The following is a 17,961-nucleotide window of genomic DNA, read 5'->3' as shown; positions in this document are numbered from 1 at the left end:
GACTAAGGGGCGGACTCCGACATCGAGATCTCCGCCCCCTCGGCCCGCCCGCTCCAGCGTAGGAACTCCAGCGCTCTCTGGAAGTCAAGCGCCTCGCCCAATCCAGGCGAACGCGCGAGTCACGACGTCACCGCGCGACGAGCCCGCGAGTCCACGCGTCGTGCGAGGCGCGCGCGTCGCCGTCGATGGGCACCGGCGGCCCGAGGAAGCGCGGGCCCCGGCCCGACAAGGTATCGAGGAGCGTCAGCGCCGTGGCCAGGAGCTCGCGCTGAGCGTCGCGCTCGGCGTTCGCATAGACGCGCCGGTCGGCGGCGTACCCCACCGCGGGGAACCCGGCGGCGCGCGCGAGGTACAGGGCGCGCGGCAGGTGGAACGCCTGCGTGCACACCACGGCGTCGCGCACGCCGAAGACGCGCGCGGCGCGTTGCATCGTGTCGAGGGTGCGCAGGCCTGCGTGGTCCATGAACACGTCCCCGGAAGGCACGCCGCGGCGCACGAGCCAGGCGCGCATCGCGTTGGGCTCGTCGTAATCCACGCGCCCGTGGTCTCCCGAGACCAGGATGCGCCGCACCTTGCCGGCGCGGTGCAGCTCGAGCGCCGCGGCGAGGCGATCCGCGAGCACCGGCGACGGGGTGCCGTCGGGCCACACGAGCGCGCCCGGGACAATGGCGACCTCGCGCGGCGGCACGGCGCCGGCATCGCGGTAGATCTCGGCCGACCGACCGACCCAGAGCCGCGCCCCCCCGAGCGCCGCGCCTCCCGCGAGCACGAGCAGCAGCAGGGTCATCACCGTGAGACGAACGACGCGCCCGGGCGCCGGAAACGCGAGGCGAGGCAACGGGATCACGCCCGCCTCAACGCCCCGCCCGGCGCATGTATTCTGGAGCGGCGCGCCCACGCCCAGAGGCCGATCCCGCGCCGAGACGGCGCTCCCCCAGAGGACGCTCCCCCCGCCCCGCGCCCCCCGCGCGCTCACAGCCCGATGTCGCTCCGGAACGCCCTCAGCGCCTCCGCGCTCGCCGAGCAGCGGAGCCGCTCCTCGCGCGGCATCTGCCCGAGCGTCCGCGTGTGCCCTGCCGGAATGAACATCGGCTCCCAGTCGATGCCCGCGTCGCCCCGACGCTCGCACGCGATCTCGCCCAGGCTCGTGCCCGAGTAGACGCGGAGCGTCCGGCCGTCGCAGTAACACACCTTCTGGACGACGCGCGCGGCGCGGGAGAGCCCCGCGGGGATCAGCGCGCAGATCCTGCCCTGGAGCCGCTCCCAGAAGGGCTTCACCAGCGGGCCGGGGAAGCCGTTCAGGTGATCGATGAAGAGCCCGCCGTGCTCCACGAACAGCGGCACCAGCGCCAGCCGGTAGGCGGCGATGGCCTTCTCCCGCACGACCATGTCGAGATCCGAGGACAGGACCTCGGGCACGTCGAGCTGGAGGATACGAAGCGGCGTCTCACCGCCCTTCCACACATGCGCCATGTCCTCGATCTTGCGCTCGTTCGAGGAGACGAAATACACCACCGCCACCGCCCTTCACCCGTCCAGCGCGTTGAGCAGCTCCACCACGCTCTTCGTCTTGTCGTTCGGATCCAGCTCGATCACGTCGATGTGCCAGTCCTCGAGGAGCGCCGGCTGCACGAGCCCGGCGCCGAACGTCGCCCAGAAGCAGCGGCGGTGCGGCGCCCGCTTCGCGCCGGGCGGGGCGCCCTCGATCCGCATCTGCTCCATCCGATACCACACGTACCGGATGTCCACGTCGCTGAAGCTGTAGCCGAGGAAAAGGAAGCTGTTGCTGAGCAGATCGGCGCGCAGGCGCTGATCGGGGGCCGCCTCGAGCCGGAGCCGGCTGAAATACTGAGACTCCGTCAGCACCAGGGTCTCGGGCCACTCGAGGTCGCCGTGGAACTTGATGACCTGGCACGCGCCCCTCGCGGGGCAGCGCGCGAAGTCGTCGAACGTGGAGAGCGCGATGGCCTCCTTGCCCGCGTCCCGCAGCGCCTCCTCGATGTGGTGCTCGAAGTTGGTCGTGTAGATCGTCGGGAAGTGACGGCGCGCGAGCGCCTTGTGCTGCGGCGAGCTCCGGCGGCGCTCGTCGACCTCGCGCGCGTGGAACTGGGCGCGCATCTCCGCGATGAAGCTCACGAGCCCGCCCTCGCGCTCCCGCGCGAAGAAGCCGGCGAGCTGGGACGGCAGGCCGTGCAGCTCGAAGAGCGCTGGCTCGAAGCCGAGCGCCTCGCCCATCCAGCCCATGAGCTCCCTCCACATCGGCAGCTGGAGCGGCGCAGAGAAGCCGGCGCCGAGAAAAGGGATGAGTCGGCCCTCCCGGTACACCTCCCGGAGCGGGCCCGCCGCTTGCTCGATCGTCAGCACCGCCATCGTCGGCGAGCGATGGTATTCGCGCCTCGAGATCGCGCAACCGGCGACAGCCCGGAGGACGCGGTGCGTCACCGCGATGAGGCGTGCCGCTGGAGTCCGTCCGATCGCTACGCGTGTCCGCCGCTCGACAGGAGGATCTCCCCATTCACCGTCGTGTTGGCGGCGGACGCGAGGAAAGCGATCGTCGTCGCGACCTCCGCCGGCGTGGGCAGGCGCTTGATCGGCGAGGACTGCGCGACGTGGTCGAGCATCGCCGCGGGGATCGCGTCGCGCGCGTGATCGGTGAGCGTCAGGCCGGCCATGACCACGTTCGTCAGGATGCCCGCCGGCGCGAGCTCCTTGAAGAGCGAGCGGGTGAGCCCGTGCAGCGCCGACTTGGCCGCCGAGTACGCCGACGAGCCGGGCATGCCGTTCACCGCGAGGCCGGAGGACACGTTGACGATGCGGCCCCAGCGCCGCTCGCGCATCGACGGCACCACCGCCTGAATCGCGGCATAAGCCCCCTCGATGTTGGCGCGCAGCACCTTGCGCCACTCGTCGCCCGGGAGCGCCTCGAAGGGCGGAGCGCTCCCCGGAGCGACCGAGCCCCACTGAACCGCGTTGTTGACGAGCACGTCGATGCGCCCCCATCGCTCGAGCGCGGCGGCCGCCGCCGCGCGGATCGAGTCGTCCGACGCGAGATCGAAGAAGACGACCAGGGCGTCGCCGCCCTGCTCGCGGATCGTCGCCGCGACGGCCTCGGCCTTGTCGCGGTGGTTGCGGTACGTGACCACGACGCGCGCCCCCTCGCGCCCGAGCAGCTCGGCCGTGGCCCGGCCGATCCCCTGCGAGCTCCCCGTCACGAGCGCGACGCGCCCTTCGAGTCCGAGATCCATGAGACACTCCTCTGCCCCGGCGCGCGAGCGCGCCTCGGAGGCGAATTGATTAGCCGGCTAAATACGTCCGCGCCCCGGCCTCGTCAAGGGCGGGAGCGCCGCGATCGGCGCCCGCCTTGACGGCACGCCGGCTACGGGCAGAAGTGGGGGGATGAACGTGCCCATGGAACACTACGTCACCTACGCCGTGATCCGGGCCGCCAAGGCCCACCTTCGCGTCATGGGCGCGCGCCTCCTCGAGCACGGACTCCAGCCCGGGCAGGACATGCTGCTCCGTCAGCTCTGGCAGGGCGATGGCCAGTCGCAGTCGGAGCTCATCGAGCGCCTCGGCGTCGAGCCCCCGACGATCACCAAGGCGCTCGGCCGCCTGGAGAAGGCCGGCCTCGTGGTCCGCCGCCGGGATCCGAGCGACGCCCGCGTCTCGCGCGTCTACCTCACCCCGCGCGGCAAGCGCCTCCGGGAGCCCGTCACCGCGATCTGGGCCGAGCTCGAGGCGCGCGCCGTCGCGGGGCTGAGCGCCGAGGACCAACGCGCCCTCACCGAGCTCGCCAGGAAGATGCGGGCGAACCTGGAGCGCTCCGGGTGAAGCTCCGGATGAGCCGGCGCGACCGAAGGGCGGCGCCTCAGGACCGGAGCCGCCTGCGCATCACCGACATCAACGCGCCCCGCATCGTGCCGAACGTCCGCGTGTTCTCGATCCCCGTCCCGAGCTGGGTCACGGCCTGCGCCACCGCGGGCTGGATCCCCGAGATCAGGCACGTTGCGCCGAGGAGCTCGACCGCGCGCACGATCTGGAGGAAATGGTCGGCGATCGCCGTGTCCACCACCTCGACCCCCGTCAGGTCGAGGATCGCCACCCGCGCCTGCGTGCTCACGATCTCCCGGAGCAGGCTGTCGGTGATCGCCGCCGCGCGGCGGCCGTCGATCAGCCCCACCAGCGGCAGCGCCAGCACCCCGTCCCACACCTGGAGGATCGGCGTCGACAGCTCCTGGATCACCTGCTGCTGCCGCTCGATCACCGCGAGCCGCTCCGCGAGCGCCTGCTCGGCGCGCACCCGCTCCGTCACGTCCCGCTCGATCGCCGTCACGCCGTCGCGCTCCGACACGGGATCGCGCAGGATCGAGAGCTTGGTGCTGAAGAACCGCACCTCGCCGTCCCGCTCCCGCGCGTAGCTCACCTCGCGCGGCGCGCCGTCCCGGGCGAGCCCCTCGATCGCCCCGAGCAGCAGCGCGGCGACCGCCTCCGGCATCACCTCCCGGAGGTGCCGGCCGATCGCGCGCTCGGGCGCGCCGTGGAACGCCGCCTGCTCCTTCGGGACGTGATAACTCGTGACGTGCCCCCGCTCGTCGAGCGTGAAGACGACCTCGCTGAGCGACGCCAGGATCGCCCGCTGCTTCGCCTCGCTCTGCAGGAGCGCCTGAGTCCGCTGCTCGAGGCTCCGCTTCGCCTCCTCGTGGTGCGCGGCGCGCAGCCGCAGGAGCTCCGCGTGGATCGTCTTGTCGGACGGATAGACGTGGAACTCGACGGAGGACCCCTGATCGCCCCCGTCGCCCGGCACCTCGTCCGCCCAGCAGTTGACCCCGAGCGCATGGGAGAGCAGGCCGATGATCTTCCCTTGCAGGAACGGGCAGCCCCAGCGCACCTCCGCGCCGCGCTGCATCTCGAGCTCCCACGGATTCCGGACGATCACCACCGCGCGCCGAGCGTCCCTGTCGAACACCGGCAGCTCGAATCGGCCCCACCCGCCCGTGGCGACCGCGAGGCCCCAGGCGAGGAATCCCTCTTCGAAGGTCTTGCCGAACGTCGTGACCATGGAGTGGTAGTCCTCCTCCGTCCCCAGGCTGGAGTGCTGGGCCACGAGCATCCGGAAGAGCGGGACTCCGACCTCCTCGACCAGCGGCTCCAGCATCCGGAAGAGCGACGGATTGAGCCAGAAGATGACCGAGGGAATACCGTAGGTGTAAAACACACCTCGATCCATGTCGAACGCGTGGTTCGCTCGCGCTTGTTCGAGGGCGCGGATCATGTCGAGAGTCGTCATATCGGCGCGTACTTTCACGATACCTCCGAACGGGGCGCGATGACCCGATGAAGACGCCTGCCCCACCCGATTGCCGCGGCGCGCTGCTCGCAGGGCGCTCCGCCGAGCGCCCGCGCGTCATGTAGGCGAGTCGCCGTGGGCGCGCCCGCTCGCGAGCCTCGCGATCACCTCGATGAGCGCGGACGGCTCGACAGGCTTGGAGACATGCACCTCGAACCCCTCGGAGAGCGTCTGCTCGCGCGCGCGCTGGCCGGCCCGCGCGGTCAGCGCCACCGCGGGTGTCTTGCCGCCGCGGTCGGTCGGGAGCGCGCGGATCTTGCGGATCAGCGCGTATCCGTCGTCGCCCGGCAACCCGATGTCGCTCACGATGACGTCAGGGCGCCACGGCTCGACCATCTCGAAGCCCTCCCACGCCGTCGCCGCCGCGCGGACCTCTGCCCCGGTCCGCTCCAGGATGCTCGTCATCAGCTCCCGCATGTCGGGCTCGTCGTCGATCACGAGGACACGCAGCCCGGACAGCGCCTGCGAGATCGCGCCCTCGCCGCCCTCGCGCGCGCCGGCGCGCGCCGGCGCGGCGACCTCCTCGGCCGCGGGCATGAGCGGCAGGCGGACAGTGAACGTCGCCCCCTTGCCCACGCCGTCGCTCTCGGCCCGCACCGTCCCGCCGTGCATCTCCACGAGGTGCCGCACGATGGAGAGGCCGAGGCCGAGCCCGCCGCGCTGGCGCACGACAGCGTTGTCCGCCTGGCGGAAGCGCTCGAACACGTGTGGCAGGAACTCCTCGCTGATCCCCTCCCCGGTGTCGCTGACGCGGATCTGCGCCACGGCTCCCGCCTGCTCCAGCGACACCGCGACGCTGCCGCCGGGCGGCGTGAACTTGATGGCGTTGCTGAGCAGATTCCACACGACCTGCTGGAGGCGGCTGCCGTCGCCCCAGACCCTGCCGCCGCTCGGGCTCAGCGCCATCGAGACGCTGACGCGCTTCGCGTCGGCGGCCAGCTTCAGGCCGTCGAACGCCGCGCGGACGACCGTGGCGAGGCGGACCGGCTGCGCCTTCAGGGTCATCCTGCCGCTCACGAGGGCCGAGACGTCGAGCAGATCCTCGATGATCTGCAGCTCGGCCCAGCTGTTGCGCTCGATGACGTCGAAGCCGCGCTGCATCGTGGCCGCGTCCAGCATGCCCGTCCGCAGGAGCTGCGCCCAACCGACGATCGCTGTGAGCGGCGTCCGCAGCTCGTGGCTGAGCGCGGTGAGGAACTCGTCCTTCAGCCGATCGGCGGCCTCGGCCTTGGAGCGCGCCGCCTGCTCGCTGGCGAGCAGCGCCTCCCGCTCCGCCTCGGCGCGCTCGCGCTCCGCGATCTGGGCCTTCAGGGTGGCGTTCGCCGCCGCGAGCTCGGCCGTGCGCTCCCCGACGCGCCCCTCCAGCTCGTCGTGCGCGCGCTGCAGTGCGGCCTCGAACCGCTCGCGCATGGCGATCTCCTGCTGCAGCTGGGCGTTCTGCGCCGCGATCTTCCTGCGCATCGCGTGCATCGACAGGTGCGTCCGGACGCGCGCGACGACCTCGTCGAGCTGGAACGGCTTGGTGACGTAATCGACGCCGCCTGCCTCGAACCCGGCGACCTTGTCCGCCGTGTCCGCGAGCGCCGTCATGAAGATGACCGGGATCTCCCGCGTGGCGTCCGCGGCCTTGAGGCGCCGGCACGTCTCGAAGCCATCCATCGCCGGCGTCAGCAGGACGTCGAGCAGGATCAGATCGGGCTGGAGGAGCTCGGCCCGCTCCAGCGCCTCCTCCCCTTCCTGCGCCACCGCGACGTCGAAGCCCTGATCTTCCAGGTGCGCGATCGCCACGGCGAGGTTGGCGGGCACGTCGTCGACGATCAGGAGGGTGTCCGCTCGAGCTTCGGCCGCGCCGTTCGACCTCATCGGCTCGACCTGCCGCTCCGCCCCCACGCCGGGCCCGCGCGGCCTGTCCACCCTGGGATTCGTGTGCGCGCCGCGCTCGCGCTCCGCAGCGAACGCGGCGGCGCCGGGACGTCGAACCATCGGCTCATCCACACCGCCGCGCCCGTCTTGCGTCACGCCTGCTCGCCGCTCCGGCCGACCTCGACGTCGAGCCGGCCAGCAGCTTATCAGCACGGATCGGTCCTCCGCCACGCCGTTCGATCCGCGCCGCTCCACGCCTGCGCGACGCGCTGGCCGGCGCCAACTCCCGCGATCCGGCGCGGCTCAGCCCGCCACGCGCGGCGGCGCGGCGCGCCCGCGAGGGGACGGGCGCCCTCTGCAAGCGCGGGCCGCGCGGGGGGTCGCGGCGGCGACGCGGCGGTCACAACTCGGAGACGCAGGAGCTACCGCGCGGCGGATCCAGGCCCGCGGGAGCGAGCGCGTGCTCGGTCGTGAGATCCGATGTCGCCGTCGAGGCGCCGCGGGACACGATCGATGGACGGCGCAGAGAGGCTGTCGCGAGAGAGCGCCGCCCCGAACGCATGCTCTTTTCTCCTCGGGCGAAGCGGTGTCTAGCGGACGCGACGAGACAGCGTCAACCTCGCAGCGCCGCGGCTCGATCTCGGAGAGCGCACCTCCCGGGAGAGGCGCGGCGAGTGCCGTAGGGAGAGAAAAATGAACGAGAGCAGGTCTGTGCGATGGATGTGGGCGGTGTCGTGCCTCGCGGCCGCCGGGTGCACGACGATCGCCGGGATCGACAAGCCGTACCACCCGGCGGACGGCGGCACAGGCGGCGGCGGCGCGGGCGGCGGCGCGGTCGAGGATCCGTGTACGCCCGAGGAGGTGCGGTGCCGCGCGAACAGACCTCAGCGATGTGATGAAGCGGGCCGCTGGCAGGATGAGGCCGAGTGCACCACGGAGGCGCCCGTGTGCCGCGGCGGGGCCTGCGTCAACCCGCCGAGCTGCGCCGCGCTGCCCGCGACCTGCGGGCTGCGGGAGGAGGAGAGCTGCTGCGCGACGACGGCGGTGCCGGGCGGCTCGTTCCATCGGGGCGACGACGGCACGTTCCCGGCGACGGTGAGCGACTTTCTGCTGGATCGATTCGAGGTCACCGTGGGGAGGTTCCGGACGTTCGTGGACGAGTACCCGGCGAGCTGGCCAGCGGAGGGCGCGGCGGAGCACCCGCGGACCCCTGGCAGCGGATGGGACGTCGCGTGGGACGAGCACCTGCCGGCGGCGCAGGCAGAGCTGATGGCCTCGCTCGTGTGCGAGGAGCTCCCCACCTGGACGGACGAGGCGGGCGCGAACGAGGTCCTGCCGCTGAACTGCGTGAGCTGGTATCTCGCGTTCGCGTTCTGCGCGTGGGACGGCGGTCGACTGCCCACCGAGGCAGAGTGGCACTACGCGGCGGTCGGCGGGGACGAGCAGCGGCTGTACCCGTGGACGACCTCGGAGAGCTCGGCGACGCTCGACCCGAGCTACGCGGTGTACGGCTGCGGCATGGATGGCACGTGCGAGCTCGCGGACCTCCCGCGGGTCGGGTCGCGATCGCCGCGAGGCGACTCGAGGTGGGGACAGGCGGACATGGCCGGGAGCGTGTGGGACTGGCTCCTCGACTCGTACGTGGAAGAGTATCCGGCCGAATGTGACGACTGCGCCGTGATCCTGTCGGACACGGACCGCACGATCCGCGGCGGGGGCTGGCGCAGCGCCGCGGAGGTCCTGCTCCCGTCGTACCGCGAGCCCCGCGGGCGCGGCAACCACCTCGCGGGCGTCGGCCTGCGGTGCGCCAGGGATCCGTGACCGCTCGCGCGCGCGGCGCGCGTGTGGCGCGCACGCCGCGCGCGATGCCCTCGCGGCTCCCTGGATCCTTGACGCGACCGCCGCCGCGCGCGACCCTCCCGCCGTGTCGGCCACGCTCGTCGATGGGACCGTCTTCGCGCACCGCTATCGCGTCGTGCGCCTCCTCGCCCTCGGCGCGATGGGGTCGGTCTACGAGGCGGTGCACATCGAGACGAACCGCCGCCGCGCGCTGAAGGTGATGCACGCGTACCTCTTCCAGAGCGAGGAGATGCGCGACCGCTTCAAGCGCGAGGCGCAGATCGCGGCGGAGATCGAGAGCGAGTACATCGTCGACGTCTTCGACGCGGGCATCGACGAGGCGACCCGGATGCCGTTCCTGGTGATGGAGCTGCTCCGGGGCGAGGAGCTCGGCCACCGCCTCAAGCGCCTCGGCCGGCTGCCGCCCACCGAGGTCGTCACGTACCTCCACCAGACGGCGCTGGCCCTCGATCGGACGCACGCCGCGTCGATCATCCACCGGGACCTGAAGCCCGACAACCTGTTCGTGACCCTGCGGGACGACGGGACGCCCCGCATGAAGATCCTCGACTTCGGCGTGGCGAAGCTGATCGCCGAGGGCGCGACCTCGGCCGGCGCCACGCGGAGCCTCGGGACGCCGATCTACATGGCGCCCGAGCAGTTCCGGGTCGACACGAAGCTCACCGGCGCCGTGGACATCTACGCGCTCGGGATGATCGCGTACACGCTGCTCGTGGGGACGCCCTACTGGAGCCGCGAGGCGCTCAGCGCGGGCGACGTGATCGCGTTCGCGCTGGTGGCCGTCCACGGCCCGCAGGAGTCCCCGGTGCAGCGGGCGCTCGCGCAGGGCGTGGCGCTGCCGCCGGGCTTCGATGCGTGGTTCGCCCGGGCCACGGCCGTCGATCCGGCGGCGCGGTTCCGCGCCGCGACCGAGGCGGTGCAGGGGCTCGCCGACGCGCTCGGCGTTCCGGTGACCGGCGCGCCGGGGCGCCCGCCGAGCGCGCCGGCCTGGCCCGGGGCGAGCTCGTTCCCGGCGACGCCCGCGGCGACGCCGATGCCCGCGATGGCGCCGCCGGCGATGGCGACGTCCGCGCCGCCGCCCGTGACGCCGATGCGCACGACGCAGCCGCCGGCGACGCCGATGTCCGCGACGCAGCCGCCCGTGACGCCGCTTGCCGCCGCGCCGGCGCACATCACCACGCCGGCGCCCGCCCCGCCGGCAGGCGCGATGCACGGCCCCGCGACCTCGGCAGGCGCGATGCACGGGCCCGGCGCGCCCGTGGCGACGGCCACGGTCACGAACGTCGCCCTGCAAGGTCCGGAGCACCCGTCCCGGCTCCAGGGCGCCCCCCTCGCGGCCACCCTGATGGTCACCTCGGTGTCCTCCGCGCAGCCGGCGAAGCCGAACCGGAAGCCGCTCGTCGCCGCGGCGGCCGCCGCCGCGGGGCTCGGGCTGCTGGGCGTGGGGGGCTGGCTGGTGCTCGGCCCCGCGGCCGAGCCGGCGCCGACCGCGACGCTCGACGCCGGCGCGACGAACGCCGCCCCTCCCGAGAGCGCGGCGGCTCCGCCGGAAGCGCCCTCCGTCCCGGCGCCGGCGGCGCCGACGGCCGACGCGGAGCCCACTCCGCCCGAGCCCAGCGCGAGCGCCCCCGCGCCCAGCGCGAGCGCCACGCCCTCGGCGCCCAGCACGCGCGGCGCGCCGACCACGCCCGCGCGCGGCGCGCCGACCACGCCCGCGCGCGGCGCGCCGACCACGCCCGCGCGCGGCGCGCCGACCACGCCCGCGCGCGGCGCGCCGACCACGCCCGCGCGCGCCACCTCGCCGGCGCGAGGAGCGCCGAAGCCCGCCGCGAGCGGGCGGAAGGGCACCCCCACGGTCCCCTTGCTCGGGCGGGACTGATCACGATGCCCGCCACGAACCCGGTCTGCCCCCCCGAGCCCCTCGCCCGTCCAGCGCGCCAGAACATGACCCGTCGCCTTCGCCAAATCGCCCAGCTCGCCCTCGTCCTCTGCCCGCTCGCCGTCGCGGCTCCCGCCGCAGCGCAGGGCGACATCGCGACCGCGGAGGCGATCTTCAACCGGGGCCTCGCCGACATGGAGGCAGGCCGGTACGAGACGGGCTGCAAGGCGCTCGCCGAGAGCCACCGCCTCGACCCGCGGCCGGGCACGCTCTTCACGCTGGCGACGTGCGAGGCGCGCTGGGGCCGCATCGCGACCGCGGTGACGCGTTACGGCGATTACCTGTCGCTGTACCAGCGGCTCACCCCGGACCAGCAGCGCCGGCAGGGCGAGCGGCCCACCGTGGCGAAGCAGCAGCGCGAGAAGCTCGCGCCGCTCGTGCCCGAGCTCGCGCTGTCGCTGCCGTCCGGCGCCCCCGCCGGCACCGTGGTGAAGCGCGACGGCGTCGTCCTCGGCGACGCCGTGCTCGGCGTGAGCGTGCCGGTGGATCCGGGCGAGCACGTGGTCTCGACCGAGCCGCCGGGAGGGCGCCCCCGGGAGACGCGGATCCGGCTCGCCCAGGGCGAGAAGAAGAAGCTCGTGCTGGAGGTGGACGGCGCGGGCGCGCCCGGCGCGGACGGCGGCTCGGGCCGGCGCGCGGCGATGTTCGTGGCCGGCGGCGTCGGCGCGGCGGGGCTCATCCTCGGCGGCGTCATGGGCGCGCTCACGCTGGGCAAGCAGGGCGTCGTCGACAAGCACTGCGGCAGCGCGATCGGCTCGACCGACGAGACGGCCTGCGATCCGACCGGGCTCGAGGCCGCAGAGAGCGCGAGCACCACCGGGCTCGTGAGCACGATCGGCTTCGGCGTGGGGCTCGCCGGGCTCGGGACCGCGGCGGTGCTCTACCTCACCGAGCCGAAGCCCGCCGCGCCGGCCGCCGGCGCGGCCGCGCGGCGGATCCACGTCGGGGTGCTGGAGGCAGGGCCCTCGGGGGTGGTGCTCGGGGCCAAGGGAGCGTGGTGACGTCGTGACGCGATGACCCGCGCCGTCGCCGGCCTCTACCCGCCGGCGCGGAGGCGCGCTACATGCGGCGCGTGCAGCTCATCCCCGCCATCGATCTCCTCGGCGGCCAGGCCGTGCGCCTCCACCAGGGGCGCTACGATCAGGTCACCGTCTACGACCAGGACCCGGCGGCGCTCGCCGCCCGCCTCCGCCGCGCCTGCGACCGACTGCACGTGGTCGATCTCGAGGGGGCCCGGGCCGGCCTGCCCGTGCAGGCCGACGTGGTGCGCGCCGTCGTCGCGGCGTTCGGCGTGGACGGGGGCAGCGTGCAGGTCGGCGGCGGCATCCGCTCCGCCGCCGCCGCCGAGCGGTACCTGGCGCTCGGGGCCGATCGCATCGTGCTCGGCACCGCCGCGGTGAACGAGCCCGCGCTCGTGCGCGACCTCGCCGGCCGCTTCCCGGGGCGCGTCGTCGTCGCCGTGGACGCCAAGGACGGGCGCGTGGCCGTGCAGGGCTGGGAGCAGGTCTCCTCCGTCACGGCGCTCGACGTCGCCCGCGCGCTCGCCGGCGCCCCCATCGCGGCGCTGCTCTACACCGACGTCTCCCGCGACGGGACGCAGGTCGGCCCCAACCTGGAGGCCACCCGCGAGCTCGCGGCCTCGTGCGGCTTCCCCGTGCTGGCCTCCGGCGGAGTCGGCTCGCTCGCCCACCTCCGCGCGCTCGCGCAGATCCCCGGGGTCGCGGGCGTGATCGTCGGGCGCGCGCTGTACGAGGGGGCGTTCACGCTCGCCGAGGCGATCGAGGCGGCCGGCGGCTGACGGCGCCTCGGCGTTTTCGTGTACCCTTCAGCTCCGATGCCCGAGCGCGACGATCCCCGGCCTTCCACCCGCGAAGTGGCAGCGGAGGAGTTCCTGTTCCACCTGCACCGGGGCAGCGAGCTCCTGCAGGACAACCGGGTGCACGCCGCGAAGGCGGAGCTGGAGCGCGCCCTCTCGCTCCAGCCGAGCGATCCGAAAGGCCAGGACCTGCTCGGCATCGTGTACTTCCGGCTCGGGCTCTACCCGCGCGCGATCGCGATCTACGAGCGGCTGATCCAGGCCCACCCGGACGCGGTCGAGCCGCGCATCAACCTCGCGCTCTCGTACCTCAAGACCGGCCAGCCGGCGCAGGCGCGGGCCGAGCTCGAGAAGGCGCTCGAGCAGAACCCGAAGCACCAGCGCGCCTGGGGCTACCTCGGGCTCGCGTTCCAGCGCATGGGCGACTTCGAGCGCGCGAGCCACGCGTTCGCGGCCGGCGGCCACGACGCGATGGCGCGCCGCCTGCTCGACATGACCGGCGGCGGCGCGGGCCGGTACTCGATGGAGGCGCCCGACACCGAGGACCAGCCGCCGATCGAGGCGCGGACCGAGGCGCGCGCCGAGATGCAGCGCGCCGCGGGCGAGGCGGTGCAGGCGCTCGAGCGCACCGGCGCCGGCTTCCGGCACGACTCGGATCTGCCGCGCATCCCGTCCGGCACCTGGTCGGCGATCGAGCCCGGCCGCGAGACGATGCCGACGATCCCGGCGCCGCCGTCGGTGCGGAGCCTCGGGGTCGACGTGCGCCCGTCCGCTCAGGCGACGGCGGTGATCCGGGCGCCGGGCCCGCGCGGCAACGCGGCGCCGACCGTCCCGTCGATGCCGGCGGTGCAGGCGCCGCCCGCGGGCGGCGCGCAGCACACCGGGCGCCGCAGCACCTTGCCGCCCGAGGAGCCCTCGGCCTCCGCGCGCCGGCCGAACGCCGCCCCCGCGCCCGCGGACGCGGCGAGCGCGATCAACGCGGCGAGGAAGATCGCGGCGCGGTCGTCGTCGCTGCCGCCGCCGGCGACGCCGGCTCCGGCGACGACGGCGCCGGCGACGACGGCGCCGGCGACGACGGCTCCGGCGACGACGACGGCGACGCAGCCGCCGGAGGGCTTGCTCGCGCTCGCGCGCGAGCGGCTCCTCATCTTCCCGCGCGACATCGCGGTCGCGCGGCACGCGACCGGCGTCGTGCTCGTGCAGGCGGCGAAGGGCTTCGTGGCGCGGCTCGACGGCCTGCGCACGATGAGCGTGCACCCCGGCACCCCGACGCACGTGCTGAAGCGGCAGGCGCGCGGCCGCGTCTTCGACGAGCCGCTCGGCGGGCCGAGCACGCCGTTCGTGGAGATCGGCGGGCGCTGCGAGCTCGTGCTCGGCGCGCCGGAGGGGCGGCGGCTGCACGCCGTGGCGCTCGCGGACGAGCCGCTCTACGTGCGCGAGGACGTGCTCGTCGGCTTCGAGCTGCCGATCGGCTACGAGAACGGCCGCCTTCCGGCCGGCGACGGCGAGGCGATCGCGATGGTGCAGCTCCGCGGCCGCGGCCACATGGTGGTCTCGCTCCCGGACCGGGCCGCGGCGGTGGAGATCACGCCGTCGCGCCCGACGTCGATGCGCGCGACGGCGGTGCTCGGGTGGACGGGCCGGCTCCTGCCGCGCACGCTGCCCGCCAGCGAGGCGCCGGCGGGCGCGCAGGGCTTCGTGACGTTCGGCGGAGAGGGGATGGTTCTTGTCGATGGTCGCTAGCGCGGACACCTCCCTGCGCGGCCTCAAGGCGCAGCGGCGGAGGACGCTCTGGGAGGACGCAAGGAACCTCCCGAACCTGATCACGTTCGCCCGGATCCTGATGATCCCGGCCGTCCTCCTGCTCCTGTCGCGGGGCGCGCCGCGGGACTGCTTCTGGGCGGCGTGCGTCTACTCGCTCGCGGCGCTCACCGACATGCTCGACGGCTACCTCGCGCGGCGGCAGGGCCTCGTGAGCGTGCTCGGCAAGTTCCTCGATCCGCTCGCCGACAAGCTCATCGTCGCCGGGACGCTGGTGTGGCTGGTCCCGATGGGCCGCATCCCGGCGTGGGCGGTGGTGCTGCTCATCTCGCGCGAGATCACGATCACGGCGCTCCGCTCGATCGCGTCGACGGAGGGGCTCGTCATCGCGGCGGGCGACGGCGGCAAGATCAAGACGGCGCTCCAGATGATCGGCATCGTGTGCCTGATCCTCGGCTACCCGTACCGCATCCACCTCGGCGTCGACTTCGGCGTGGTCGACGTGGTGCACGTCGGCCGGCTGCTCATCTACCTGTCGCTCGTCTTCTCGCTCGCGAGCGCCGCGCAGTACATGGGCCTGTTCATCGACGCGATCGACGCGAAGAACCGGGCCGCTCCGCCGCAGTAGATGGCTGATAGGCAAGCCCGCGTGGTTCTGCTAGACCAGCGCGCGTGAAAGCCCTGAAGACGTCGCGCAACGCCCTGCGCCCCGCGCTCCTCCTGGCCGCGCTCGCCGCGGCGATCGTCGCCTCGGCCGCGAGCTGCAGCCAGCAGAGCGAAGGCGAGCCCTGCGACCTCGCGAACGGCAGCAACGACTGCGCGAGCAACCTCGTGTGCACGCAGATCCGCTCTCTCAACCAGTCTCGCTGCTGCGCCGAGGGCACGACCTGCGGTGTCTCCGACGGCCCGGCGGTCGGCAACGGCAACGACGGTGGGGGCGGCAACGGCGGCGGTGAGGGCGGCGCCGGAGGCAACGGTGGCGGCGGCGGCGCCGGCGGTGACGGCGGCGGCGGGAACGGTGGCGATGGCGGCGCCGGCGGTACGGGCGGCGCCGGCGGTACGGGCGGCGCCGGCGGTACGGGCGGCAGCGGCGGCACCGCGGATTAAGCGGTTTTCCTCCGCCTCCTGAGCATGGCTGCACCCGCGAGCGCGAGCCCCGCGAGCGCGGCCCACGGGGTGAGCGGCGCGCTCGGCTCGGCGGCGCGGCACGCGCAGCCCACCGCGGAGGTGTCCTCGGGAAGCTCGGCGGGTTCGGGCGTCGCGCTGCCGGGCGGGTCGACCTCCGGCTCGACGGGGACCTCCGGCTCCGGCACCGGCTCGAGCACGACGTCGGCGCTGCTCACGGTCGCGATGGCCATCGGGCAGTTCTCGTGGCCGATCACCATGTAATAGGTCAGCGCCGGGTCGAAGGGCGGATCGGACGTATCGTCGATGACGATCTCGCCCTGAGCCGCCGTGATCCCCTCGACGCTGTAATCGTACGTCGTGGCCTCTGGCAGGCCGCCCGGCGGCGCCGAGAACCTCACGTGTTTGCCGGCCCTCACGTAGATGTTCCACGAGAGGTCGTCTCCGCCGCGGGCGTCGAGATCCACGGTGAAGCGGAGGCCCTTCGCGCCCGGCGCCGGCGTGCTCTTGAAGTGGAAGAGGCTCTGGAGGCTGATCTGCCCGCGGACCGCCATGCACGCCCGGTCCCCGCCCCCGAGCAGCGCGTTGATGCCGAACATCGTCGTCCGGCGCGCCTCGCCCCCGCTCAGGTCGAGCACCTCCCCGCAGTCGTCGAGCCCTCGGCTCTCGATGAGCGCCTCGAGCGCGCCGATGTCCGCCGCCGTGAGCTCGCCGGCGAGGGCCATGCTGTCGGCCGTCGTCCGGAGCCCGCGGACGAAGTCGTCGAACGAGGCGTTGCGGGTCAAGAGCGTCATCGCGCCCCAGACGAGCCGGTCGCCCCGCTCCTGCCCGAGCTGCTCGCGCAGCGACCAGGCGAGGCTGCCGATGATCTTGCCGTCCTCGTGCACCTCCCCGAGCAGATCGTCAGGGCACCTCATGGCGCTGTCCGAGAGGTCGCGCCCGGCGCCGAGGATCGCGAGCGACGCCTCGCCGAGCGACGGGTCGCCGTTCACGGAGCAAGCGAAGTAGTCCGCGAGGCCCTCGTCGAGGCTGCCGCCCCAGGGCGACAGCCCGTACTCGTTGATCGCGAACTGACCCTCGTTGTAGTCGATCGCGTTGGCGGAGACGTAGTGCGTGAACTCGTGGAGGAACACGTCCGAGTCGCCCGAGTAATCGAAGGAGTCGCCCTGGCCGATGGCGATGAGGTTCCACTCGCCGAAGGGATCGGCCGCGCCGTACGGCGCGAAGTACGCGTTCTCTAGCGGCCGCCCGCGGTCCAGCACGTTGGCCACGGCCACGAGCTTCCAGTCCGGCGAGCTCATGTCGAGCTGATGCGCCTCGGCGAAGTAATCGCGCATGCGCGTGAGGTGGTAATAGATGCCGACCTGCGCGAACTGGTCCTCGACGTCGTGCACCTCGGCGGGCGGATCATAGAGGAAGTCCTCTCCCATGTTCGGCCCGACGCTCTGCTCCAGGACGAGCGACTGGTCCGCGGCGTCGCCCTCCACGTAGTTCGCCACCTTGAAGTTGCCGCTCCAGCCGCTCAGCGTCTGGGGATCCGTCACGTCGAGGTCGGTGAGCTCGACGTCCGCGAGCTCGGGCGTGACCACGGAGCTTATCGGGTAGACGCGCCCGCGCACGTCGACGGCGAGCGGCCGCCGGTGGACGACCCCGCCGGCGTGCGCGTCGACGAGGTAACGGTCGCCGCCGCGCGCGGACGGGACATCGACGATCCACACGAGCTTGCCGCCCGCCTCCGCGTCGGGGAGCACGGCGAGCGAGGGGCTCGGCCGGCGCAGGAGCGTCATCCCGAACGCCGCCTCGACCGCGGCGACCGCGGCCTGCGCGCCGACCTTCGGCGCCGTCGGCACGGTCAAATCCCGCGCGACGTCGAGCACCACGACCTCCGCGCGGCCGTCCGGCCCCACGCGGACCGCCGCGGAGGCGCCGAGCACGGGCAGCCCGGCGTGGGTCTGCGCGAACCGGATCGTGCGGTGCGCGCCGGCCTGGAGCTCGTTGCGGTAGCCGAGCGAGACGCCCTCCAGCCGGAGCTCGGAAGCCGCGCGCTTCAGGTACACCTCCGCCGCGCCGCGCGCGTCCGCCGCGCCGCGCAAGGACAGATCCGCCGCGGGCGAGCCCGGCCGGACCGCGTGCCACTCGGACGCACCGGCGGGCCTCGCGGAGGCCAGGGTGGCGAGCGCGGTGAGCGAAAGCAGAAGCAGCGGTCGTCTCATGTTCTCCATCTCCGGCTGGGTTTGCTCGGGCAAACGC

15 protein-coding genes are annotated in these 17,961 nt (G+C 73.7%); 8 read left to right on the top strand and 7 right to left on the bottom strand.

Translation table 11 applies throughout. From position 1 onward, the window contains the following. Positions 1 to 127: 127 nt before the first annotated feature. From WMF43_RS15650 to WMF43_RS15635, 4 genes are all read right to left on the bottom strand, one after another. A complete protein-coding gene (locus WMF43_RS15650; protein WP_437681127.1) occupies positions 128 to 847 on the bottom strand; it encodes a SanA/YdcF family protein in 720 nt (239 codons plus the stop codon). Between the two features lie 125 nt (positions 848 to 972). Then, positions 973 to 1,515, bottom strand: a complete 543-nt coding sequence (locus tag WMF43_RS15645) for a non-canonical purine NTP pyrophosphatase (protein ID WP_437681126.1) — start codon at positions 1,513 to 1,515, stop codon at positions 973 to 975. A 12-nt stretch (positions 1,516 to 1,527) separates the two neighbouring features. Then, positions 1,528 to 2,370 carry an SIR2 family NAD-dependent protein deacylase gene (locus tag WMF43_RS15640; protein WP_437681124.1) on the bottom strand — a complete coding sequence of 281 codons (843 nt, stop codon included), beginning with the start codon at positions 2,368 to 2,370 and terminating at the stop codon, positions 1,528 to 1,530. A gap of 107 nt (positions 2,371 to 2,477) precedes the next feature. Continuing rightward, positions 2,478 to 3,245, bottom strand: a complete 768-nt coding sequence (locus WMF43_RS15635; protein WP_437681122.1) for an SDR family NAD(P)-dependent oxidoreductase — start codon at positions 3,243 to 3,245, stop codon at positions 2,478 to 2,480. A gap of 163 nt (positions 3,246 to 3,408) precedes the next feature. Between WMF43_RS15635 and WMF43_RS15630 the strand changes: the two genes are divergently transcribed. After that, positions 3,409 to 3,831, top strand: a complete 423-nt coding sequence (locus tag WMF43_RS15630; RefSeq protein WP_437681120.1) for a MarR family winged helix-turn-helix transcriptional regulator — start codon at positions 3,409 to 3,411, stop codon at positions 3,829 to 3,831. Between the two features lie 37 nt (positions 3,832 to 3,868). Here WMF43_RS15630 and WMF43_RS15625 read toward each other — a convergent pair whose 3' ends face one another. Both WMF43_RS15625 and WMF43_RS15620 read right to left on the bottom strand, forming a co-directional pair. Further along, positions 3,869 to 5,287 carry an STAS domain-containing protein gene (locus WMF43_RS15625; RefSeq protein ID WP_437681118.1) on the bottom strand — a complete coding sequence of 473 codons (1,419 nt, stop codon included), beginning with the start codon at positions 5,285 to 5,287 and terminating at the stop codon, positions 3,869 to 3,871. A 117-nt stretch (positions 5,288 to 5,404) separates the two neighbouring features. Then, positions 5,405 to 7,330, bottom strand: coding sequence for a response regulator (locus WMF43_RS15620; protein ID WP_437681116.1), 1,926 nt, complete (start codon positions 7,328 to 7,330; stop codon positions 5,405 to 5,407). Between the two features lie 600 nt (positions 7,331 to 7,930). On the opposite strand from WMF43_RS15620, the gene WMF43_RS15615 reads away from it, so the two are divergent. The 7 genes from WMF43_RS15615 (at position 7,931) to WMF43_RS15585 (ending at position 15,693) form a co-directional block, all read left to right on the top strand. After that, positions 7,931 to 9,031: a formylglycine-generating enzyme family protein gene (locus tag WMF43_RS15615; protein WP_437684019.1), complete on the top strand. Its 1,101-nt coding sequence runs from the start codon at positions 7,931 to 7,933 to the stop codon at positions 9,029 to 9,031. Positions 9,032 to 9,134: 103 nt separating this feature from the next. After that, positions 9,135 to 10,949 (top strand): protein kinase domain-containing protein, encoded by a 1,815-nt coding sequence (locus WMF43_RS15610; protein WP_437681114.1) that lies wholly within the window; start codon positions 9,135 to 9,137, stop codon positions 10,947 to 10,949. 65 nt (positions 10,950 to 11,014) lie between these two features. After that, positions 11,015 to 12,010 carry a tetratricopeptide repeat protein gene (locus tag WMF43_RS15605; protein ID WP_437681112.1) on the top strand — a complete coding sequence of 332 codons (996 nt, stop codon included), beginning with the start codon at positions 11,015 to 11,017 and terminating at the stop codon, positions 12,008 to 12,010. Between the two features lie 71 nt (positions 12,011 to 12,081). Beyond that, positions 12,082 to 12,807, top strand: coding sequence for a 1-(5-phosphoribosyl)-5-[(5-phosphoribosylamino)methylideneamino]imidazole-4-carboxamide isomerase (gene hisA / locus WMF43_RS15600; RefSeq protein WP_437684017.1), 726 nt, complete (start codon positions 12,082 to 12,084; stop codon positions 12,805 to 12,807). An 18-nt stretch (positions 12,808 to 12,825) separates the two neighbouring features. Then, positions 12,826 to 14,568 (top strand): tetratricopeptide repeat protein, encoded by a 1,743-nt coding sequence (locus tag WMF43_RS15595; protein WP_437681110.1) that lies wholly within the window; start codon positions 12,826 to 12,828, stop codon positions 14,566 to 14,568. After that, the gene (gene pgsA, locus WMF43_RS15590) at positions 14,558 to 15,214 is read left to right on the top strand and encodes a CDP-diacylglycerol--glycerol-3-phosphate 3-phosphatidyltransferase (RefSeq protein WP_437681108.1); all 657 of its coding nucleotides are present in this window, start codon (positions 14,558 to 14,560) and stop codon (positions 15,212 to 15,214) included. The genes WMF43_RS15595 and pgsA overlap by 11 nt, the downstream gene beginning before the upstream one ends. 44 nt (positions 15,215 to 15,258) lie before the next feature. Continuing rightward, on the top strand, positions 15,259 to 15,693 hold the full coding sequence (locus WMF43_RS15585; RefSeq protein ID WP_437681106.1) for a hypothetical protein: 435 nt from the start codon (positions 15,259 to 15,261) through the stop codon (positions 15,691 to 15,693). Here the strand turns inward: WMF43_RS15585 and WMF43_RS15580 are convergent. Further along, complete coding sequence (locus tag WMF43_RS15580) at positions 15,690 to 17,924, bottom strand: MYXO-CTERM sorting domain-containing protein (protein ID WP_437681104.1); 2,235 nt, start codon at positions 17,922 to 17,924, stop codon at positions 15,690 to 15,692. The two genes, WMF43_RS15585 and WMF43_RS15580, sit on opposite strands and share 4 nt — an antisense overlap. Between the last annotated feature and the right edge of the window lie 37 nt (positions 17,925 to 17,961).

This window comes from Sorangium sp. So ce131, from assembly GCF_051519095.1.
Classification (GTDB): domain Bacteria; phylum Myxococcota_A; class Polyangia; order Polyangiales; family Polyangiaceae; genus Sorangium.
Note: the sequence above shows the minus strand (reverse complement) of the source record. Positions and strands in the feature narration are given on the sequence as shown.

Bases quoted from the DNA above. Each gene is read 5' to 3' on its own strand.
- WMF43_RS15580 (WP_437681104.1), bottom strand. From the start codon at position 17,924: ATGAGACGACCGCTGCTTCTGCTTTCGCTCACCGCGCTCGCCACCCTG.
- WMF43_RS15615 (WP_437684019.1), top strand. From the start codon at position 7,931: ATGTGGGCGGTGTCGTGCCTCGCGGCCGCCGGGTGCACGACGATCGCC.
- pgsA (WP_437681108.1), top strand. From the start codon at position 14,558: ATGGTCGCTAGCGCGGACACCTCCCTGCGCGGCCTCAAGGCGCAGCGG.
- WMF43_RS15620 (WP_437681116.1), bottom strand. From the start codon at position 7,330: ATGGTTCGACGTCCCGGCGCCGCCGCGTTCGCTGCGGAGCGCGAGCGC.
- WMF43_RS15630 (WP_437681120.1), top strand. From the start codon at position 3,409: ATGGAACACTACGTCACCTACGCCGTGATCCGGGCCGCCAAGGCCCAC.
- WMF43_RS15605 (WP_437681112.1), top strand. From the start codon at position 11,015: ATGACCCGTCGCCTTCGCCAAATCGCCCAGCTCGCCCTCGTCCTCTGC.
- WMF43_RS15635 (WP_437681122.1), bottom strand. From the start codon at position 3,245: ATGGATCTCGGACTCGAAGGGCGCGTCGCGCTCGTGACGGGGAGCTCG.
- WMF43_RS15640 (WP_437681124.1), bottom strand. From the start codon at position 2,370: ATGGCGGTGCTGACGATCGAGCAAGCGGCGGGCCCGCTCCGGGAGGTG.
- WMF43_RS15625 (WP_437681118.1), bottom strand. From the start codon at position 5,287: ATGACGACTCTCGACATGATCCGCGCCCTCGAACAAGCGCGAGCGAAC.